Annotated in this window: 18 protein-coding genes and 1 riboswitch; of the genes, 8 read left to right on the top strand and 10 right to left on the bottom strand. The window is 65.5% G+C overall.

The features are described 5' to 3' along the window. The first annotated feature begins 89 nt into the window (after positions 1-89). The gene (gene bfr / locus N5C28_RS21165) at positions 90-554 is read left to right on the top strand and encodes a bacterioferritin (RefSeq protein ID WP_279825275.1); all 465 of its coding nucleotides are present in this window, start codon (positions 90-92) and stop codon (positions 552-554) included. A 57-nt stretch (positions 555-611) separates the two neighbouring features. Here the strand turns inward: bfr and uvrA are convergent, their stop codons facing one another. Further along, positions 612-3,446: an excinuclease ABC subunit UvrA gene (uvrA, locus tag N5C28_RS21170; protein ID WP_279825277.1), complete on the bottom strand. Its 2,835-nt coding sequence runs from the start codon at positions 3,444-3,446 to the stop codon at positions 612-614. A gap of 133 nt (positions 3,447-3,579) precedes the next feature. Between uvrA and N5C28_RS21175 the strand changes: the two genes are divergently transcribed. From N5C28_RS21175 to N5C28_RS21190, 4 genes are read left to right on the top strand one after another with little or no spacing between them, the layout of a single operon-like run. After that, positions 3,580-4,968 (top strand): MFS transporter, encoded by a 1,389-nt coding sequence (locus tag N5C28_RS21175; protein ID WP_279825278.1) that lies wholly within the window; start codon positions 3,580-3,582, stop codon positions 4,966-4,968. Positions 4,969-4,985: 17 nt separating this feature from the next. After that, positions 4,986-5,474, top strand: a complete 489-nt coding sequence (locus tag N5C28_RS21180) for a single-stranded DNA-binding protein (protein ID WP_279825280.1) — start codon at positions 4,986-4,988, stop codon at positions 5,472-5,474. A 21-nt stretch (positions 5,475-5,495) separates the two neighbouring features. After that, positions 5,496-6,380, top strand: coding sequence for a sugar nucleotide-binding protein (locus N5C28_RS21185; RefSeq protein ID WP_279825281.1), 885 nt, complete (start codon positions 5,496-5,498; stop codon positions 6,378-6,380). Then, the gene (locus N5C28_RS21190) at positions 6,373-7,299 is read left to right on the top strand and encodes an NAD-dependent epimerase/dehydratase family protein (RefSeq protein WP_279825283.1); all 927 of its coding nucleotides are present in this window, start codon (positions 6,373-6,375) and stop codon (positions 7,297-7,299) included. Before N5C28_RS21185 ends, N5C28_RS21190 begins: the two co-directional genes overlap by 8 nt. Before the next feature lie 107 nt (positions 7,300-7,406). Here the strand turns inward: N5C28_RS21190 and N5C28_RS21195 are convergent, their stop codons facing one another. From N5C28_RS21195 to N5C28_RS21220, 6 genes are all read right to left on the bottom strand, one after another. Next, a complete protein-coding gene (locus N5C28_RS21195) occupies positions 7,407-8,075 on the bottom strand; it encodes an OmpW family outer membrane protein (protein ID WP_279825284.1) in 669 nt (222 codons plus the stop codon). A gap of 187 nt (positions 8,076-8,262) precedes the next feature. After that, positions 8,263-8,784, bottom strand: coding sequence for a DUF3299 domain-containing protein (locus N5C28_RS21200; protein WP_279825285.1), 522 nt, complete (start codon positions 8,782-8,784; stop codon positions 8,263-8,265). An 8-nt stretch (positions 8,785-8,792) separates the two neighbouring features. After that, a complete protein-coding gene (locus N5C28_RS21205) occupies positions 8,793-10,058 on the bottom strand; it encodes an ABC transporter permease (protein WP_279825286.1) in 1,266 nt (421 codons plus the stop codon). A 1-nt stretch (position 10,059) separates the two neighbouring features. After that, positions 10,060-10,770, bottom strand: a complete 711-nt coding sequence (locus N5C28_RS21210; RefSeq protein WP_279825288.1) for an ABC transporter ATP-binding protein — start codon at positions 10,768-10,770, stop codon at positions 10,060-10,062. 121 nt (positions 10,771-10,891) lie between these two features. Then, a complete protein-coding gene (locus tag N5C28_RS21215) occupies positions 10,892-11,785 on the bottom strand; it encodes a YihY/virulence factor BrkB family protein (protein ID WP_279825290.1) in 894 nt (297 codons plus the stop codon). 288 nt (positions 11,786-12,073) lie between these two features. Further along, positions 12,074-12,682 (bottom strand): DUF2796 domain-containing protein, encoded by a 609-nt coding sequence (locus N5C28_RS21220; protein WP_279825291.1) that lies wholly within the window; start codon positions 12,680-12,682, stop codon positions 12,074-12,076. A 124-nt stretch (positions 12,683-12,806) separates the two neighbouring features. On the opposite strand from N5C28_RS21220, the gene N5C28_RS21225 reads away from it, so the two are divergent. Next, positions 12,807-13,154, top strand: a complete 348-nt coding sequence (locus N5C28_RS21225; protein ID WP_279825292.1) for a hypothetical protein — start codon at positions 12,807-12,809, stop codon at positions 13,152-13,154. A gap of 46 nt (positions 13,155-13,200) precedes the next feature. Here the strand turns inward: N5C28_RS21225 and trxA are convergent, their stop codons facing one another. The 3 genes from trxA to N5C28_RS21240 form a co-directional block, all read right to left on the bottom strand. Further along, positions 13,201-14,073 (bottom strand): thioredoxin, encoded by an 873-nt coding sequence (gene trxA / locus N5C28_RS21230; RefSeq protein WP_279825294.1) that lies wholly within the window; start codon positions 14,071-14,073, stop codon positions 13,201-13,203. A 71-nt stretch (positions 14,074-14,144) separates the two neighbouring features. After that, positions 14,145-14,801 (bottom strand): 50S ribosomal protein L11 methyltransferase, encoded by a 657-nt coding sequence (locus N5C28_RS21235; RefSeq protein ID WP_279825295.1) that lies wholly within the window; start codon positions 14,799-14,801, stop codon positions 14,145-14,147. Continuing rightward, positions 14,798-15,235, bottom strand: coding sequence for a YbaY family lipoprotein (locus N5C28_RS21240; protein ID WP_279825296.1), 438 nt, complete (start codon positions 15,233-15,235; stop codon positions 14,798-14,800). The genes N5C28_RS21235 and N5C28_RS21240 overlap by 4 nt, the downstream gene beginning before the upstream one ends. Before the next feature lie 179 nt (positions 15,236-15,414). On the opposite strand from N5C28_RS21240, the gene nrdR reads away from it, so the two are divergent. Together nrdR and ribD are read left to right on the top strand one after the other, a co-directional pair. Continuing rightward, positions 15,415-15,879 carry a transcriptional regulator NrdR gene (nrdR, locus tag N5C28_RS21245; protein ID WP_279825298.1) on the top strand — a complete coding sequence of 155 codons (465 nt, stop codon included), beginning with the start codon at positions 15,415-15,417 and terminating at the stop codon, positions 15,877-15,879. Then, positions 15,879-16,994 (top strand): bifunctional diaminohydroxyphosphoribosylaminopyrimidine deaminase/5-amino-6-(5-phosphoribosylamino)uracil reductase RibD, encoded by a 1,116-nt coding sequence (ribD, locus tag N5C28_RS21250; RefSeq protein ID WP_279825300.1) that lies wholly within the window; start codon positions 15,879-15,881, stop codon positions 16,992-16,994. Before nrdR ends, ribD begins: the two co-directional genes overlap by 1 nt. Positions 16,995-17,099: 105 nt before the next feature. Then, positions 17,100-17,262: riboswitch (FMN riboswitch) on the top strand. Positions 17,263-17,372: the final 110 nt, after the last annotated feature.

The following is a 17,372-nucleotide window of genomic DNA, read 5'->3' on the forward strand; positions in this document are numbered from 1 at the left end:
CATCGGGAGGCGTTGTGCTTTTTGCTTGACCGGGCGGGGCAGGGCGCGGAGCATTCACGCTATTCCATGGCACAGGCAAGGACTCAGGCATGAAAGGCCATATCGAAGTCATCGACTACCTCAAGCACCTGCTCAAGGGTGAACTGGCCGCGCGCGACCAATACTTCATCCACTCGCGTCTCTATGAGGACTGGGGCTTTACCAAGCTGTACGAGCGCATCAACCACGAGATGGAAGAAGAGACCCAGCACGCCGATGCGCTGCTCAAGCGGATCATCTTCCTCGAGGGTGTTCCGGACATGACGCCGGACACCTTCGTCTTCGGCCAGACTGTGCCCGAGGCTCTGAAGTTGGACCTAGCGCTGGAGTACGCCGTGCGTGCCGCGCTGAGCAAAGGCATCGAGCTGTGCGAAAAGCACCAGGACTACCAGTCCCGCGACATCCTGCTGCTGCAACTGAAAGACACCGAAGAGGATCACGCCTACTGGCTGGAAACCCAGCTCCAGCTGATCGAGAAGCTCGGTGTGGAGAAGTACCTGCAGAGCCAGATGTAAACCTGGCTGCAAGAAAAAGCCCCGCAGTGCGGGGCTTTTTCGTTTCCGAGCGGGTGGTCAGGCCCGGTCGCGTTCCAGCAGTGGCTTGAGGAAGTGCCCGGTGTGCGAGTGCGGCATGTCGGCGACCTCCTCCGGCGTGCCCACCGCGATGATCTGACCACCCTTGGAGCCGCCTTCCGGGCCCAGGTCGACCAGCCAGTCGGCGGTCTTGATCACGTCCAGGTTGTGCTCGATCACCACCACGGTGTTGCCGTGATCGCGCAGGCGGTGCAGCACGTCCAGCAACTGCTGGATATCGGCGAAGTGCAGGCCGGTGGTCGGTTCGTCGAGGATGTACAGGGTCTTGCCGGTATCGCGCTTGGACAGCTCGCGCGACAGTTTGACCCGCTGCGCCTCGCCACCGGACAGGGTGGTCGCCGACTGCCCCAGCTTGATGTACGACAGGCCCACGTCCATCAGGGTCTGCAGCTTGCGCGCCAGGGCCGGCACCGCGTCGAAGAAGCTGCGGGCGTCCTCGATGGTCATTTCCAGCACTTCGTGGATGCTCTTGCCCTTGTACTTGATCTCCAGGGTCTCGCGGTTGTAACGCTTGCTCTTGCACACGTCACACGGCACGTAGATGTCCGGCAGGAAGTGCATCTCTACCTTGATCAGGCCGTCGCCCTGGCACGCCTCGCAGCGGCCGCCCTTGACGTTGAACGAGAACCGGCCGGGGCCATAGCCGCGGGAGCGGGACTCGGGGACGCCGGCGAACAGCTCACGGATCGGCGTGAACAGCCCGGTGTAAGTGGCAGGGTTGGAGCGCGGCGTGCGGCCGATGGGGCTCTGGTCGATGTCCACCACCTTGTCCAGGTGCTGCAGGCCATCGATGCTGTCGTGGGCCGCGGCCTCCAGCGTGGTGGCGCCGTTCAGGGCGGTGGCACTGAGCGGGAACAGGGTGTTGTTGATCAGCGTCGATTTGCCGGAGCCCGATACGCCAGTCACGCAGGTGAGCAGGCCAATCGGGATATCCAGGTTGACGTTCTGCAGGTTGTTGCCGCGGGCGCCCTTGATCTTCAGCGACAGCTTCTTGTCACGCGGCGTGCGCTTGGCCGGCACGACGATCTTGGTGCGCCCGGACAGGTACTTGCCGGTGACCGAATCCGGGTGGGCCATCACTTCTTCGGCGGTGCCTTCGGCGACGATCTGCCCGCCGTGCACGCCGGCGCCAGGACCGATGTCGACTACGTAGTCCGCCATGCGGATGGCGTCTTCGTCGTGTTCGACCACGATCACCGTGTTACCGATGTCGCGCAGGTGGCGCAGGGTGCCGAGCAGGCGCTCGTTGTCGCGCTGGTGCAGCCCGATGGAGGGTTCGTCGAGGATGTACATGACGCCCACCAGGCCAGCACCGATCTGGCTGGCCAGGCGGATGCGCTGGGCCTCGCCGCCGGACAGGGTGTCGGCGCTGCGGTCCAGGGTCAGGTAGTCGAGGCCGACGTTGACCAGGAATTGCAGGCGCTCGCAGATTTCCTTGAGGATCTTGGCGGCAATCTCGCCGCGTCGGCCATCCAGGGTCAGGCCGCCGAAGTAATCGCTGGCCGAGCCGATCGGCATGCCGGTCACCGCCGGCAGGGTTTTCTCGCCGACCCAGACATGGCGCGCTTCACGGCGCAGGCGCGTGCCACGACAGTCCGGGCAGGGCTGGGTGCTGAGGAACTTGGCGAGTTCTTCACGCACGCTGGTCGACTCGGTCTCGCGGTAACGGCGCTCGAGGTTGGGCACGATGCCTTCGAACGGGTGCGAGCGCTTGACGATGTCGCCGCGGTCGTTGAGGTACTTGAAGTCGACGTTCTGCGAGCCGCTGCCGCCGAGAATCACCTTCTGGTGTTCGGCGTCCAGCTCGGCGAAGGGCTCTTCCAGGCTGAAGCCATAGTGCGAAGCCAGTGAGCCGAGCATCTGGAAGTAGTAGACGTTGCGCCGGTCCCAGCCACGTATCGCGCCCTCGGCCAGGGTCAATTCGCCGTTGACCAGGCGCTTGGCATCGAAGAACTGCTTCACACCCAGCCCGTCGCAGGTCGGGCAGGCGCCAGCCGGGTTGTTGAAGGAAAACAGCTTGGGCTCCAGCTCGCTGATCGAGTGGCCGCATACCGGGCAGGCGAAGCGCGCGGAGAAGATGATTTCCTCGCCTTCTTCACCTTCCATGGGTGCGATCAGCGCCAGGCCATCGGCCAGCTTGAGGGCGGTCTCGAACGATTCGGCCAGGCGCTGCTGCAGGTCGCCTCGGGCTTTGAAGCGGTCGACCACGGCATCGATGCTGTGCTTCTTCTGTTTGTCGAGCTTCGGCAGCTCGTCCAGTTCGTGGAGCTTGCCGTTGATCCGTACGCGCACGAAACCCTGGGCGCGCAGTTCGTCGAACACGGCGAGGTGCTCGCCCTTGCGCTCGCGAATCACCGGCGCCAGCAGCATCAGCTTGCTGCCCTCGGGCAGGGCCAGGACCTGGTCGACCATCTGGCTGACGGTCTGCGCTTCCAGTGGCAGGTCGTGATCCGGGCAGCGCGGTGTACCGGCGCGGGCATACAGCAGGCGCAGGTAGTCGTAGATCTCGGTGATGGTGCCCACGGTCGAGCGGGGGTTGTGCGAGGTCGATTTCTGCTCGATGGAAATGGCCGGGGAGAGGCCCTCGATGGTGTCGACGTCGGGTTTTTCCATCATCGAAAGGAACTGCCTGGCGTAAGCCGACAGCGATTCGACGTAACGGCGCTGGCCTTCCGCATACAGCGTGTCGAAGGCCAGGGATGACTTGCCCGAACCGGACAGGCCGGTAATCACGATCAGCTTGTCGCGTGGCAGGGTCAGGTCGATGTTTTTCAGGTTATGGGTACGTGCCCCACGGATCAGAATCTTGTCCACAAACAGCGGCCTCGCTTGGCGGGCGGAAACGGTCGAGTATACGGCTCGGCCCTGCCCTGCGGCAAAGTGCGCGCCTGTGCCACGGGCAGGATGGCTGGTAGAATCGCCGGCCTGTTCGAATAGGACCTATGTAATGCACGATCTGCACAACGAGCGTATGAGCGCAGGGGAAACCCGCGCCGCCGGTGGCCTGGCGCTGGTCTTCGCCTTCCGCATGCTCGGTATGTTCATGGTCCTGCCGGTCCTGGCGACCTACGGGATGGATCTGGCGGGCAGCACGCCTGCCCTGATCGGCCTGGCCATCGGCGCCTACGGCCTGACCCAGGCGGTCCTGCAAATTCCCTTCGGCATGCTGTCCGACCGCATCGGCCGACGGCCGGTGATCTACGCCGGCCTGCTGATCTTCGCCGCCGGCAGCGTCCTGGCGGCCAATGCCGACTCGATCTGGGGCGTGATCGCCGGGCGTGTGCTGCAAGGCGCCGGCGCGATCTCCGCGGCGGTCATGGCGCTGCTGTCCGACCTGACGCGCGAGCAGCACCGCACCAAGGCCATGGCCATGATCGGCATGAGCATCGGCCTGTCGTTCGCGGTGGCCATGGTCGTCGGCCCGCTGCTGACCAAGGCGTTCGGCTTGTCCGGGCTGTTCTGGGCCACGGCGGCCATGGCGCTGTCGGGCATCCTGATCGTCGCGGGCGTCGTGCCGCGTGAGGCCGGGCCATTGCAGCACCGCGAATCCGGCGTTGCCCGCCAGGCGCTGCTGCCCACCCTCAAGCACACGGACCTGCTGCGCCTGGACGCCGGCATCCTGGTGCTGCACGCCGTCCTGATGGCCAGTTTCGTGGCCTTGCCACTGGCGCTGGTCGAGCAGGGTGGGCTGCCCAAGGACGAGCACTGGTGGGTCTACCTGACCGCGCTGCTGATCGGCTTCTTCGGCATGGTGCCGTTCATCATCTACGGCGAGAAGCGTCGGCAGATGCGCCGCGTGCTGCTGGGGGCGGTGAGCGTGCTGCTGGCCTGCGAGCTGTTCTTCTGGGGCTTCGGCGACAACCTGCGGGCGCTGGTGCTGGGGACGGTGGTGTTCTTCACCGCCTTCAACCTGCTGGAGGCCTCGCTGCCTTCGCTGATCAGCAAGGTCGCGCCGGCGGGCGGCAAGGGCACGGCCATGGGGGTCTACTCCACCAGCCAGTTCCTCGGTGCGGCGCTGGGCGGCATCCTCGGCGGCTGGTTGTACCAGCACGTCGGTCTGTCGGGCGTGTTCATCGGCTGCGCTGTGCTCTGTGCAATTTGGCTGGCCATTGCTGTTACTATGCGTGAACCACCTTACGTGACCAGTCTGCGCCTGCCGCTCGATGCTGCGGCACTGGCCGATGTCGGATTGGTCGAGCGTCTTGTGGCGACGCCCGGAGTGGCGGACGCCATGGTGGTGGCTGACGAGGCCGCCATCTACATCAAAGTGGATACCCAACAATTGGACCGCACGTCCCTGGAACGCCTGATCAAATCGGCGCCAGCGGCGTGCTGAAAGCCTAGGAGAACGTTATGGCCCGTGGGGTTAACAAAGTCATTCTGGTCGGCACCTGCGGACAGGACCCGGAAACACGCTACCTGCCGAGCGGCAACGCCGTGACCAACCTGAGCCTCGCCACCAGCGAGCAGTGGACCGACAAGCAGACCGGCCAGAAGGTCGAGAAGACCGAGTGGCACCGTGTCTCGCTGTTCGGCAAGGTCGCCGAGATCGCCGGTGAATACCTGCGCAAGGGTTCCCAGGTCTACATCGAGGGCAAGCTGCAGACCCGCGAGTGGGAAAAGGACGGCATCAAGCGTTACACCACCGAAATCATCGTCGACATGCAGGGCACCATGCAGCTGCTGGGCGGCCGCAACAACAACGAAGGCGGCGATTCCGCTCCGCGTCAGCAGCGCCCGGCGCCGCAGCGCGAACAGCAGCAGGCACCCCGCCAGGCGCCTCAGCAGAAGCCTCAGCCGGCGCAGGATTTCGACAGCTTCGACGACGACATCCCGTTCTGATCACCGGGTCAGCGCTCTATCATGCGTATGCGGCTGATGCTGCTAGGCGGCGGTAATGCACTGGGACAGGCGCTGATTCGCCTTGGCGCGGAGGAAGACATCAGCTTCCTCGCGCCCAGGCCGCCAGAGTCGGGCTGGGATGCTGCCAGCCTGACCCAACTGCTCGACGACACCCGCCCCGATGCCCTGATCAACCTCGCCTACTACTTCGACTGGTTCCAGGCCGAAGTGCTGAACGAGGCGCGCCTGGCTGCCCAGGAGCGCGCCGTCGAGCGTCTGGCCGAGCTCTGCCAGCACCATGAAATCCGCCTCCTGCAACCGTCCAGCTACCGGGTCTTCGATGGCTCGCGTGCCACGGCCTACAGCGAGAAGGAAGAACCGGTCCCGCTGGGCGCGCGTGGCCAGGCGCTGTGGCGTTTGGAGCAGAGCGTGCGTGCGGCCTGTCCGCGGCATGTGCTGGTGCGTTTCGGCTGGCTGCTCGATGACAGCGCCGATGGCCTGCTCGGTCGTTTTCTCACCCGTGCCGAACACGATGAAACGCTGTTCCTGGCCGATGACCGACGGGGCAACCCGACGCCGGTCGACGACGCTGCCCGGGTGATCTTGGCCGTGCTCAAGCAACTCGACTGTGAAACCCCGCTGTGGGGCACCTATCATTACGGTGGCCACGAGGCGACGACCTCACTGGCGCTGGGGCAGGCGGTGCTCAGCGAGGCGCGCAGTTTCCGCAGCAACCTGGTCGACGACGTGGCCGCACAGGCCCACGCCGCCCGCCCGGATGCTGCCGACGAACCCCAGCACGCCGTGCTCGCCTGCAAGAAAATCCTTCACACCTTCGGGATCAAGCCGCGCGCCTGGCGTGCCGGATTGCCGAGCCTACTGGATCGTTACTATCGCCATGTCTGAAATCCTCGTAACCGGCGGTGCCGGGTTTATCGGTTCGCATCTGGTCGACGCGCTGCTGGCTCAGGGGCATCAGGTGCGGGTGCTGGACAACCTGTCCATGGGCAAGCGCAGCAACCTGCCGCTGGATAACCCGAACCTGCGCTTCATCGAAGGCGATGTGGCCGATGCCGCCCTGGTCCTGGAGGCCGTTTCCGGCTGCCAGGCCGTGGTGCACCTGGCGGCGGTGGCCTCCGTGCAGGCGTCCGTGGATGACCCGGTGGCGACCCACCAGAGCAACTTCGTGGGCACGCTCAATGTCTGCGAAGCGATGCGTCAGCAGGGCGTGAAGCGTGTGGTATTCGCCTCCAGTGCCGCGGTCTACGGCAATAACGGCGAAGGCCAGGCGATTGGCGAGGACACCCCCAAGGCACCCCTGACGCCCTACGCCTCGGACAAGCTGGCCAGCGAGTACTACCTGGATTTCTACCAGCGTCAGCATGGCCTCGAGCCTGCGATCTTCCGTTTCTTCAATATTTTCGGCCCGCGCCAGGATCCTTCGTCCCCGTATTCGGGGGTGATTAGCATCTTCACCCAGCGCGCCCAGCAGGGGCTGCCGATCAGCGTGTTCGGCGACGGCGAGCAGACCCGTGATTTCTTCTACGTGGCCGATCTGGTCGAGCTGCTGGTGCAGGCCGTCAGTGCGCCCCAGGTGGTGTCTGGCGCGGTCAACGTCGGCTGGAACCAGACCACCAGCCTGAACCAGTTGCTTGCCGAGATCGGCGCGCTGTTCGGCGGTTTGCCGGCCGTGACCCACCAGGCGACGCGCCCTGGCGACATTCGCCACTCCCGGGCGAACAACGCCCGCCTGCAGGCCAGTTATCGGCTGCCGACCGCGACGCCGATCCGTGAGGGGCTGCGGCGACTGCTCGGACTCGAGTGAGTCGACGAAAAAGCCGCGCCCATGCGCGGCTTTTCATTACCTGGCCGCCCGTGACGCGGCCATGAAAAAGCCGGCGTCATGCCGGCTTTTGTTTGCTGGGGCGTGCCTCAGAATTTGTAGCCCAGGCCCACCATGTAGACCCAGGGGTCCACGTCCACGTCCACCTTGACCTTGGTACCGGCCAGGTCGGTGGTCGCCGTGGTGTCGATGTCCAGGTACCAGACCGAGGCGTTGAACAGGATGTTCTCGGTGATCTGGAAGTCCATGCCCGCTTCCAGGGCCAGGCCCACGGAGTTGTCCAGTTCCAGGCTGTTGAAGCCCTGGGCCTTGCGGGCACCGGTCAGGTCTTCATCGAAGAACAGGGTGTAGTTGATCCCGGCGCCCACGTACGGCTGCACCTTGGACGCGCTGTCCAGGGGGAAGTACTGCAGGGTCAGGGTCGGTGGCAGGTGCTTGATGTCCGCCAGTTTGCCATCCAGGGCGCCCAGGCCCTTGACGCCGACCGAGTGCTGGAACGGGGTGGCGGCAAGCAGGCCGATACCTAGGTGGTCGGTGACCATGTAGGTGCCGGTCAGGCCCAGCTGCGTATCGCTGTCCAGGGTTGCCTTGGTGCCCGCTGCCTTGGCGCCACCAATCGACAGGCTGGAGCTGTCTTCGTGCGGATCGACGGTGGCGGCGCCCACGCGCAGGATCAGATCACCGGCCTGGTGCGCGTGTGCCATGGGCGCCGCCAGCGCCATGGCAATCAGAGAGGCAGCGATCAGTGGCTTTTGCATACGAACTCCTATCGAGTCATCAAGTAAAAAGAGAGTGACTCCTAGACTACGGAGTGGGGCAAACGCCTTCTTGATCCAGCTCAATAAGAGGGCGCATTGTCTGGAATGCGCGTTGGCGAAGAGGATGCCAGGCGTAAAAAAGCCGGACGCGAGGTCCGGCTTCTCTGGCGGGCGGGGCAGGAGGGGATCAGCTATCCGGCAGCTCGTAGGCGTAGATCTTGTCGGCCTGCATCTGGTAGCCGACCTCGGCCAGCTCGCTGCTGCTGTGCTCGACCTTCAGCGGCCCCTCGATCCAGAACGGCTGGTACAACGCGTCGAGCAGCACGCCGAGTTCGGCACGCACATGGACGATCTGGTTCGACGGAGGCGGCGGCACATGGATGCAGGCGCCGAAGTACGGCACCAGCAGGAACTCGGTGACGCGGCCCTCGTCGGTCACATCCAGCGGCACGATGTAGCCCGGCAGCTTCACCGCCTGGCCGTCCAGCTCCTTGACCACTGGCGCGGCCGGCGACTGCTGCATGGCCGCCGGGCCGGATTCGGCCAGGGCGTCGGCCAACTGCGACAGGTCGTGGATCGGGGTTGGCTCCGAGACCTGGGGCGGTGCATCCGGTGGGATCAGCTCGGACCAGGTCAGCTCGCGCACCTCGGCAGCCGATACGGGCAGGGCCAGGGCGAGAAACAGCGATGCGAGCAGACAGCGGAGCATGGGCAACCTCATAGACGAATGGACAGGCCGTCGGCCAGCGACTGCCGGTAGGCACGCCAGGCCGGCAGGCTACCCATCAGCAGTGCGGCGCCCAGAATAGCGCCCAGCAGCGTCCACTCATAGGTCGTTGGTGCATTCAGTGCCAGATACAGGCCGTAATTGGCCTGCACGTAGCCCTGAGCCACCGCGATTCCCAGGTACAGCAGCAGGATGCCCAGCAGCACGCCGGCCAGGGCCAGGGTGAAGGCCTCCAGGATCAGCAGGCTGGCGATATGCCAGGGGCGCGCGCCCACCGAACGCAGGATCGCCATTTCCCGGCGGCGTTCGTTCAGGCTGGTGAGGATCGCGGTGAGCATGCCGATCAGGCCGGTCAGCACCACGAACAGCGACACCACGAACAGTGCCTTCTCCGCCGTGCCCATCAGGCTCCACAGCTCCTGCAGGGCCACGCCGGGCAGGATCGCCAGCAGCGGCTCGCCCCGGAATTCGTTGATCTCCCGCTGCAGGCTGAAGGTGGCGATCTTGCTGTTCAGACCCAGCATGAACGCGGTGATCTGCTTGGGCTGCAGGTCCATGGCCCGGGCCTGGTCGGCGCTGACCTTGGCTGCGCCACGGGCCGGCATGCCGTTCTGCCAGTCGATGTGCAGCGCCTCCATGCCGGCCAGGGAGATATGCAGGGTGCGGTCCACCGGTGTACCGGTGCGGCCGAGGATGCCCACCACGGTGAAGGGTTTGTCGTCGTGCTTGAGCAGGCTGATGGTGGCCACGCCATGGGCCAGCACCAGTTCATCACCCAGCTTGTAGTTCAGCGCCTGCGCCACCTCGGCGCCGAGCACCACCTCGAATGGGTCGTCGGCGAAGGGGCGGCCGTCGGTGAGGTTGAGGGGCTGGGTACGGGCATAGCGGTAGTGCTCGAAATAGGCCGGGCTGGTGCCCATGACCCGGTAGCCGCGGTGCGAGTCGCCCAGGGAGATGGGGATGGCCCACTTGACCTGGCGGTGCTCGGCGAAGTGCTCGAAGCTTTCCCAGCGAATGTTGTTGGTGGCATTGCCGATGCGGAACACCGAGTACAGCAGCAGGTTCACGCTCCCGGAGCGGGCGCCGACGATCAGGTCGGTGCCGCTGATGGTGTTGGCGAAGCTGGCGCGTGCCTCGGTGCGCACGCGCTCGACGGCGAGCAGCAGGCACACCGACAGGGCGATGGCGAACACAGTGAGCAGGGCGGTGAAGCGGCGGTTGGCCAGGCTGGCCAGGGCGATACGGAACAGGTGCATTTCAGGCCTCGGCAGGAGTGGCTGCGCGATTCAACTCGGCCAGGGACAGGCTGCGGTCGAACAGAGAAGCAAGGCTTTGGTCGTGGCTGACGAACAGCAGGCTGGCGCCGGCTTCGCGGCATTCGGCGAACAGCAGGTGCAGAAACGCCTCGCGGGCATCGGCGTCCAGCGCCGAGGTCGGTTCATCGGCGATCACCAGTTCCGGTTGACCGATCAGTGCCCGGGCCGCGGCGACCCGTTGCTGCTGGCCGATGGACAGACTGTCGGCGCGCCGCTCAAGCAGGCTGGCGTCTTTCAGGCCCAGGTGGGCGAGCAATTGAGCGGCGGCCTCGGTGACGCTGCCATGCCGCTGCACGGCCCGCTCTGCGCGCAGGCGGGAAAAACGGCAGGGCAGTTCTACGTTCTCGCGTACCGAAAGAAACGGCAGCAGGTTGAACTGCTGGAAGATGTAGCCGGTGTGGTCGACCCGAAAGCGGTCCCGGGCGCTCGAGGACAAACCGCTCAGGTCCTGGCCAAGCAGCTGGATCGTACCGCGCTGGGCCAACTGCACGCCGCCGAGCAGGCCGAGCAGGGTGGTCTTGCCGCTGCCGCTGGGACCCTTGAGAAAAAGGGTTTCGCCACGGGCCAGGGTGAAATCGGGGATGTCCAGCAGTTCGGGTTGGCCGGGCCAGGCAAAACCGAGGTTGGACAGGGTGATCAAAGGTGGACTCATAGGTAACTCATTGGGTGCATAAATGTGGGAGACGCTCTTTCAACGATGGCCTGTTCAGCACTCGCCGCCTCAGCGGCAGTGGGCCGCTGACCTGGCCACCCGCTTGGCCTGAAAGTGCGGGTTATCGGGCAGGGTCGGCTTCTGGCCTGATCTCTTTTTCGCCAGGCTCCTTGCCCTCTTGCGAGTAATGCTCGATGACCGCATTGAGCTCGGCGCCGAACAACAGCACCGCGCAGGAAATGTGCAGGTACAGCAGGAACACGATGATCGCCCCGATGCTGCCATAGGTGGCGTTGTAGTTGGCGAAGTTCTGCGCGTAGTAGGCAAAACCGAGGGATGCGCCGATCCACACCACCACGGCCAGCACCGAGCCCGGCGTGATGAAACGGAAGCGCTGCTCGACATCCGGCGCCACGAAGTACACCACCGCCACCACGACCATCAGCAGGAAGATCGCGATCGGCCAGCGCAGCCAGCTCCACAGCGTCACCACGATCTGCTCGAGGCCGATCTGTTGTGCCAGCCAGCCCATGACCTGGGGGCCGAGCACCATCAGCGCCGCCGCCGTCAGCAGGGCGCCGGCAATGCCGACGGTGTAGAGCAGCGACAGGGGAATGCGTTTCCAGGGCTTGCGGCCTTCTTTCACGCCGTAGGCCTTGTTCATCGCATCCATGGTCGAGCGCACGGCCGATGAGGCCGTCCACAGCGCCACGACGATACCGATCGAGAACAGGCCGGCCTTCTGGGTCTGCAACTGATCGATGACCGGATTGACCAGCTCGACCGTGGACTGTGGCAGCACCAGTTCGGCCTGCTGCCGCAACCAGTCGAAGAATGGCTGCAGATCCAGCAGGCTGATCAGCGCGACCAGGAACAGCAGAAAGGGAAACAGCGAGAAGAACATCTGGAAAGCCAGGGCCGATGCGTAGGTAGGCAATTCGTCCTCGATGAAATCGCTCACCGTGGTCTTCATCACCTGAAACAGGCTGACACCCTGCAGCGTGGGAAAAAACATAGCGCCTCCACTGGCTATGGCGGGCCGCGCGCCCGCGCCCTCTCGAGTAATCGATAGATGCAGCGCCGGACACAGGATCAGGCGACCGCTATGGATTGGAGGTACCGAGCCGGCATGAGTTCGGCTTATCCGTACTCACACCCTGCAACGCCAAATCAGGCGGTGCTCTGCGGAGGTGTTCCAGCTGTTCCTGCGAATGGCCGCCCAGCGCCAACCGGGCGGACGGCAACAACGCTCAGGTGAACCAAGGCGGATGGGCGAAGCGCCCACCCTGGGGGCTTCAGTCCGTTAAAAACCCAGTGTCGGCTGGGCCGGGGTCAGCTCAACACCTTGCTGGCCATTCGGGCCGATCAGTTGTACCTGAACTTTCTCGGTGGCGGGGAAGTGCTTGAACAGAGTGCCGAGGTCCAATTGTTTCAGCGCGTTGGCCTGTTTGCAGTCGAGCTGGTAGTGCGCATGGATGTCGCTGTGCTCGCCTTCGTGGCTGTGCTTGGCACCTTCGAACAACGGGCTTTCCAGTTCCTGCTTGCTGGTGCTGCAATTGCCGGCGGCCAGGCCGAACAGCTCCTGGGGTTTTTCCAGCAGGGCACGGGCGCTGGCGACCTTGGCCTTGTCGGCGTCGCTGCTGGCCGCGTGCTCGAAGCCGACCAGGTTCATCGCCGGGCTCACCAGCTCCAGCTCCAGGGTCTGGCCGTCGAGTACCGCATTGAGCTGTGCAACGCCGTGTTCATGGGCACCCAGGCTGTCGTGATCATGGTCGTGGTCGTGGTCGTGGTCGTGCGCATGATCGTGAGCGTGGCTATGGCTGTGGCCATGGTCGTGACCATCGTGGTCGCTGGCCTGGGCGGCGACCAGGGGCAGCAGGGCAAACGGCAGGGCAAGCAGCAGGCGACGCATGGGGATCTCCAGAGTCTCGGTTGGAATCGTTACGTTATAACGATTTTTGCGGCGAATGGCCAGCCACTTGGCCCGCGGGCATCGGCATGGGAGCATGCCGGGATCGATGTGGAGAGGTGGTGAGATGGTGCGTATTCGTGGACGGATCGGCGACTGGCCGGTGGACCTGAGTGTGGAGCTGGATGCCGACGACTGGGCGCAGCTTGCGGCCCACCTGCCGCCGGCTGGCGAGCGTTCTGCCGCCGCGGCGGCCGCTGTCGTCGGGCAGAGCGATGCGCTCTGGCAGACCACGCTGGAGCTGCTGCGCAAGGCCGGGAAGATCGAAGGTCCGCAGTTGCTGGCGCAACTGGCCGCGCTGGCCGGTGGGGAGCAGGCCGGGAAGCGCCTGCTGGTGCGCCTGCGCCATTGCGCTCAGGTGCGCATGGAAACCGGGGCAGATGCCCCGATCTATCACTGGGTCGACCAGGCGTAGTCGCTACGGCGCGTGAACGGACCGGCGGCCGATCACGCGGGTTGGATCAGTAGATGGCCTGGTACAGCTTGCGGCGGTAGGTGGTGACCAGTGCATGGTCATTGCCGAGCAGGTCGAACACCTGCAGCAGGGTCTTGTGCGGCAGCCCGTCGGCATAGTTGCGGTTGCGCACGAACAGGCGCAGCAGGGCGTCCAGGGCCGCTTCGTACTGCTGGCGCGCCAACTGCTGGATGGCCAGTTGGTAGGTGGCTTCGTCGTCCTCGCCGTTCTGCGCCAGGCGGCTTTTCAGCGTGGCGGCGTCAGGCAGGTCGGCGGCCTGGCGCAGGAAGGTCAGCTGGGCGCGGGCGCCTGCCAGCGCCTGCTTGTGTTCATCACCCTTGACCGCGCCGAGCACGGTTTCCGCCTCGCCCAGTTCGCCGCGCTCCGCCAGGCAGCGGGCATACAGAATCAGGGCTGCCGGCTGTTCGCTGTTTTCGCCGAGCAGTTGCTTGAGCAGCGCCTCGGCATCGGCGATGCGGCCATCGGCAAACAGGGTCTTGGCGGTTTCGAACGGATCGGCTTCGGCGGCCGGCGGCTCGGCCACATGCGGCTGGAGCATGGCGCGGATCGCCGACTCCGGCTGGGCACCGGCAAAGCCATCGACCGGCTGGCCGTTCTTGAACAGCACCACGGTGGGCAGGCTGCGAATGCCGAAACGCGCGACGATTTCCTGCTCCTGGTCGCAATCGACCTTGGCCAGCAGCAGCTCGCCCCGGTAGCCCTCGGCAATCTGGGCCAGCAGCGGCATCAGCGCCTTGCAGGGGGCACACCACTCGGCCCAGAAATCCACGAGAACAGGCTTGTGGAACGAGTTTTCGATCACCAGCTGCTCGAAACTGGCTGCGCCGGATACGTCGAAGATATAAGGGCTGTCGCTCATGGTGGGTCTCGCAGGGGCAGGATGTCGTGCACTATAAATGTGGGCGCGCGTCGGCAGAAACAAGTCGCGCGCTACTCACGCCGGGCATGGTACAGGCTGACGTGGCGAAATTCAGCGGGCTCGGCCAGGTCCGGCCAGGTGCAGGCCTCCAGCAGGTCCAGGCGCTGGTACAACGGGTGCTGGAAGTCGCGCACCCGGGAGTCGGCGACCAGCGCCTGGCGACCGCGGCTGAGAAAGTGGTCGAGCAACGGCAGGTTGGCGCGGTCGTAGAGCACGTCCGCGACGATGATCAGGTCGAAGCGGTCCGCCTCGGCGAAGAAATCCGGTGAGTAGCTCAGTGTCACGCCGTTCAGCGCCGCATTCGCCCGGCAGGCATCAAGCGCTACCGGATCGAGGTCGCAGGCCACCACCTCCAGGGCGCCGGCCTTGGCCGCTGCGATTGCCGCCACGCCGGAGCCACTGCCGAAATCCAGCACCCGCTTGCCCCGTACCCATTCCGGGTGATCGGCCAGCCAGCGCGCCAGCACCAGGCCGCTGGCCCAGCAGAAGCACCAGTAGGGCGGCTCTTCGAGAATGCGCCGGGTTTCTTCGGGGCTGAAGGCGCGGTCCATGTTGTTGGCGTCGATCAGCCACAGCCTGAGGTCGGTGCCGGGCAGGGTTTCGGCCACCAGGCGGGCGTCGCCAAGCAACGTTTCCAGGCTGGCCTGCAGTGTCGCGGGTACGGTCATGGCGCGGGCACGAGGTACAGTTCGCCAAGGGCTTGCGAGTCGGCCCGCTGAATCAACCGCGATGGCAGGTGCAGGATCAACCGACCGGACTGGCTGGCCCGGCCGCGCAGCTCGACCGTTTGCCCGGCGGGGAAGGCCAGGTGGTTGAACTCAAGGCGAAAGGGCAGGGGTGCACCCGAGCCGCGCAGCTTTAGGCTGGACAGCAGGCGCTGTGGCCGACCCTGGGCGTCGACCTGCAGCAGTGCCAGCTCGACATCGGCATTCGCCGGTACGCCCAGCAGGGTGCCCTGCAGCGCATGCAGGACCTTGGCGGGATCGGGCTCGGGGATCGTCACCGAGCGGGCGGGCTCGGCGGGGGCGCGTGCCGGAGGCTCGGAGGCGCAGCCGGCAAGGAGGGCGATGAGGGTGGGCAGGGCGATCTGGCGCAACGTCATGGGGCTACCACTGTGGATAAGGGGCCATGGTCGGGATTTTCCTCGCAGGCCGAGGGCAAATGCAAAGAAAAGCGACCGGGCAGCCGACAGGCGCGGTGCTGCCAGAGTGACCCGCGTCTTGTCCTCGCCAGGCCCTATTGCGCTACTATGAGCCTCCATTCATCGGGCGCCCTTCTGTCATGCATTGTCCATTTTGCTCGGCCAACGACACCAAAGTGATCGATTCGCGCCTGGTCGCCGAAGGCGAGCAGGTTCGACGTCGGCGCGAGTGCCTGGCCTGTGGTGAACGCTTCACCACCTTCGAGACCGCCGAACTGGTGATGCCCCGCCTGATCAAGCAGGACGGCAGCCGCCAGCCATTCGATGAAGACAAGCTGCGCGCCGGCATGCAACGGGCCCTGGAAAAACGCCCGGTCAGCATCGAACGGCTGGAAGGGGCCATCGCCCACATCAAGCACAAGCTGCGCGCCACCGGCGAGCGTGAGGTCAAGTCGCTGGTGCTGGGCGAGCTGGTCATGGCCGAGCTGCAGAAACTCGACGAAGTGGCCTACGTGCGCTTCGCCTCGGTGTACCGGCGCTTCCAGGACCTCAACGAGTTCCGTGAGGAAATCGACCGTCTGTCCCGCGACCCCGCCAAATCCTGATGATCACGTCCGATCAGGGCTTCATGGCCCGCGCCCTGGAACTGGCCCGAAAGGGGCTCTATTCGACTCACCCCAACCCCCGCGTGGGCTGCGTGATCGTCCGTGATGGCGTCATCGTCGGCGAGGGCTGGCACGCCCGGGCCGGCGAGCCCCATGCCGAGGTGCACGCCCTGCGCCAGGCCGGCGACAAGGCCCGGGGCGCAACCGCCTATGTCACCCTGGAGCCCTGCAGTCATCACGGGCGCACGCCGCCCTGTGCCGATGCCCTGGTCAACGCCGGCGTAGCCCGGGTCGTGGCCGCCATGCAGGACCCCAATCCCCAGGTCGCCGGCAGCGGCCTGTTGCGCCTGATGAACGCCGGTATCGCGGTGCAGAGCGGGGTGCTCGACGGTGAAGCCAGGGCCTTGAACGCTGGCTTCGTCAAGCGCATGGAGCACGGTTTGCCCTTCGTCCGCGTCAAGCTGGCGATGAGCCTGGACGGCCGCACTGCCATGGCCAGTGGCGAAAGCCAGTGGATCACCGGCCCCGAGGCGCGGGCCGCCGTGCAGCGGCTGCGGGCACGGGCCAGCGTGGTGCTGACCGGCGCCGACACGGTGCTGGCCGACAAGGCCCGCCTGACCGTGCGCCCGGATGAGCTGGGCCTGAGTGCCGAGCTGGCGGCCCTGGCCTTGACCCGGCCGCCGTTGAGGGTGCTGGTGGACGGACGTTTGCGCGTGCCGCTGACCCAGCCGTTCTTCCAGGAAGGCCCGGCGCTGGTGGCCACCTGCGCTGCCGCGGCGGCCCGGGACCGCTACCTCGGCGACGGCCACGAACTGCTGGCGGTGCCGGGCAGCAACGGCCATGTGGACCTGCGCAAACTGCTGGTCGAACTCGCCGCGCGCGGTGCCAACGAAGTGCTGGTCGAGGCCGGTCCACGGCTCGCCGGGGCATTCGCCAGGCTGGGCCTGGTGGATGAGTACCAGTTGTTCGTGGCGCCGAAGTTCCTCGGCTCCAGCGCCCGCCCGCTGCTCGACCTGCCCCTGGCGCGAATGGCCGAAGCCCAGGCCCTGAAGATCGTCGACATGCGTGCGGTCGGCGAGGACTGGCGCATCACTGCCGTGCCCGCCAAGGCCTGAGCCGCGGCGAGGGCAAACCGGTCAGGAAGCAGCACGGGGCGTCACGCAGGCATGCAGCCGCGGGGCAAGTGTGGTAAAACGCATCTCGGCCATTTCGGTGGCCACTAACGTTCTCAGGGCGGGGTGCGATTCCCCACCGGCGGTAATGTCGCGTATGCGTCTAGCCCGCGAGCGCCTGTCGACAGCGTTTCACAGGCTGTCAGCAGGGTCAGCAGACTCGGTGCGATTCCGAGGCCGACGGTATAGTCCGGATAAAGAGAGAGCGGGATTCCCTCCTCGGGCGCCTCGTGCGTGCCCGTGAAATCCCTATCGATCGGCATTTGCCCTGTTTTGACCAAAACAGGAGTTCATCCATGCTGTTCAACACCTCAATGCAGT

This window comes from Pseudomonas sp. GD03944 (assembly GCF_029839275.1).
GTDB lineage: Bacteria > Pseudomonadota > Gammaproteobacteria > Pseudomonadales > Pseudomonadaceae > Aquipseudomonas.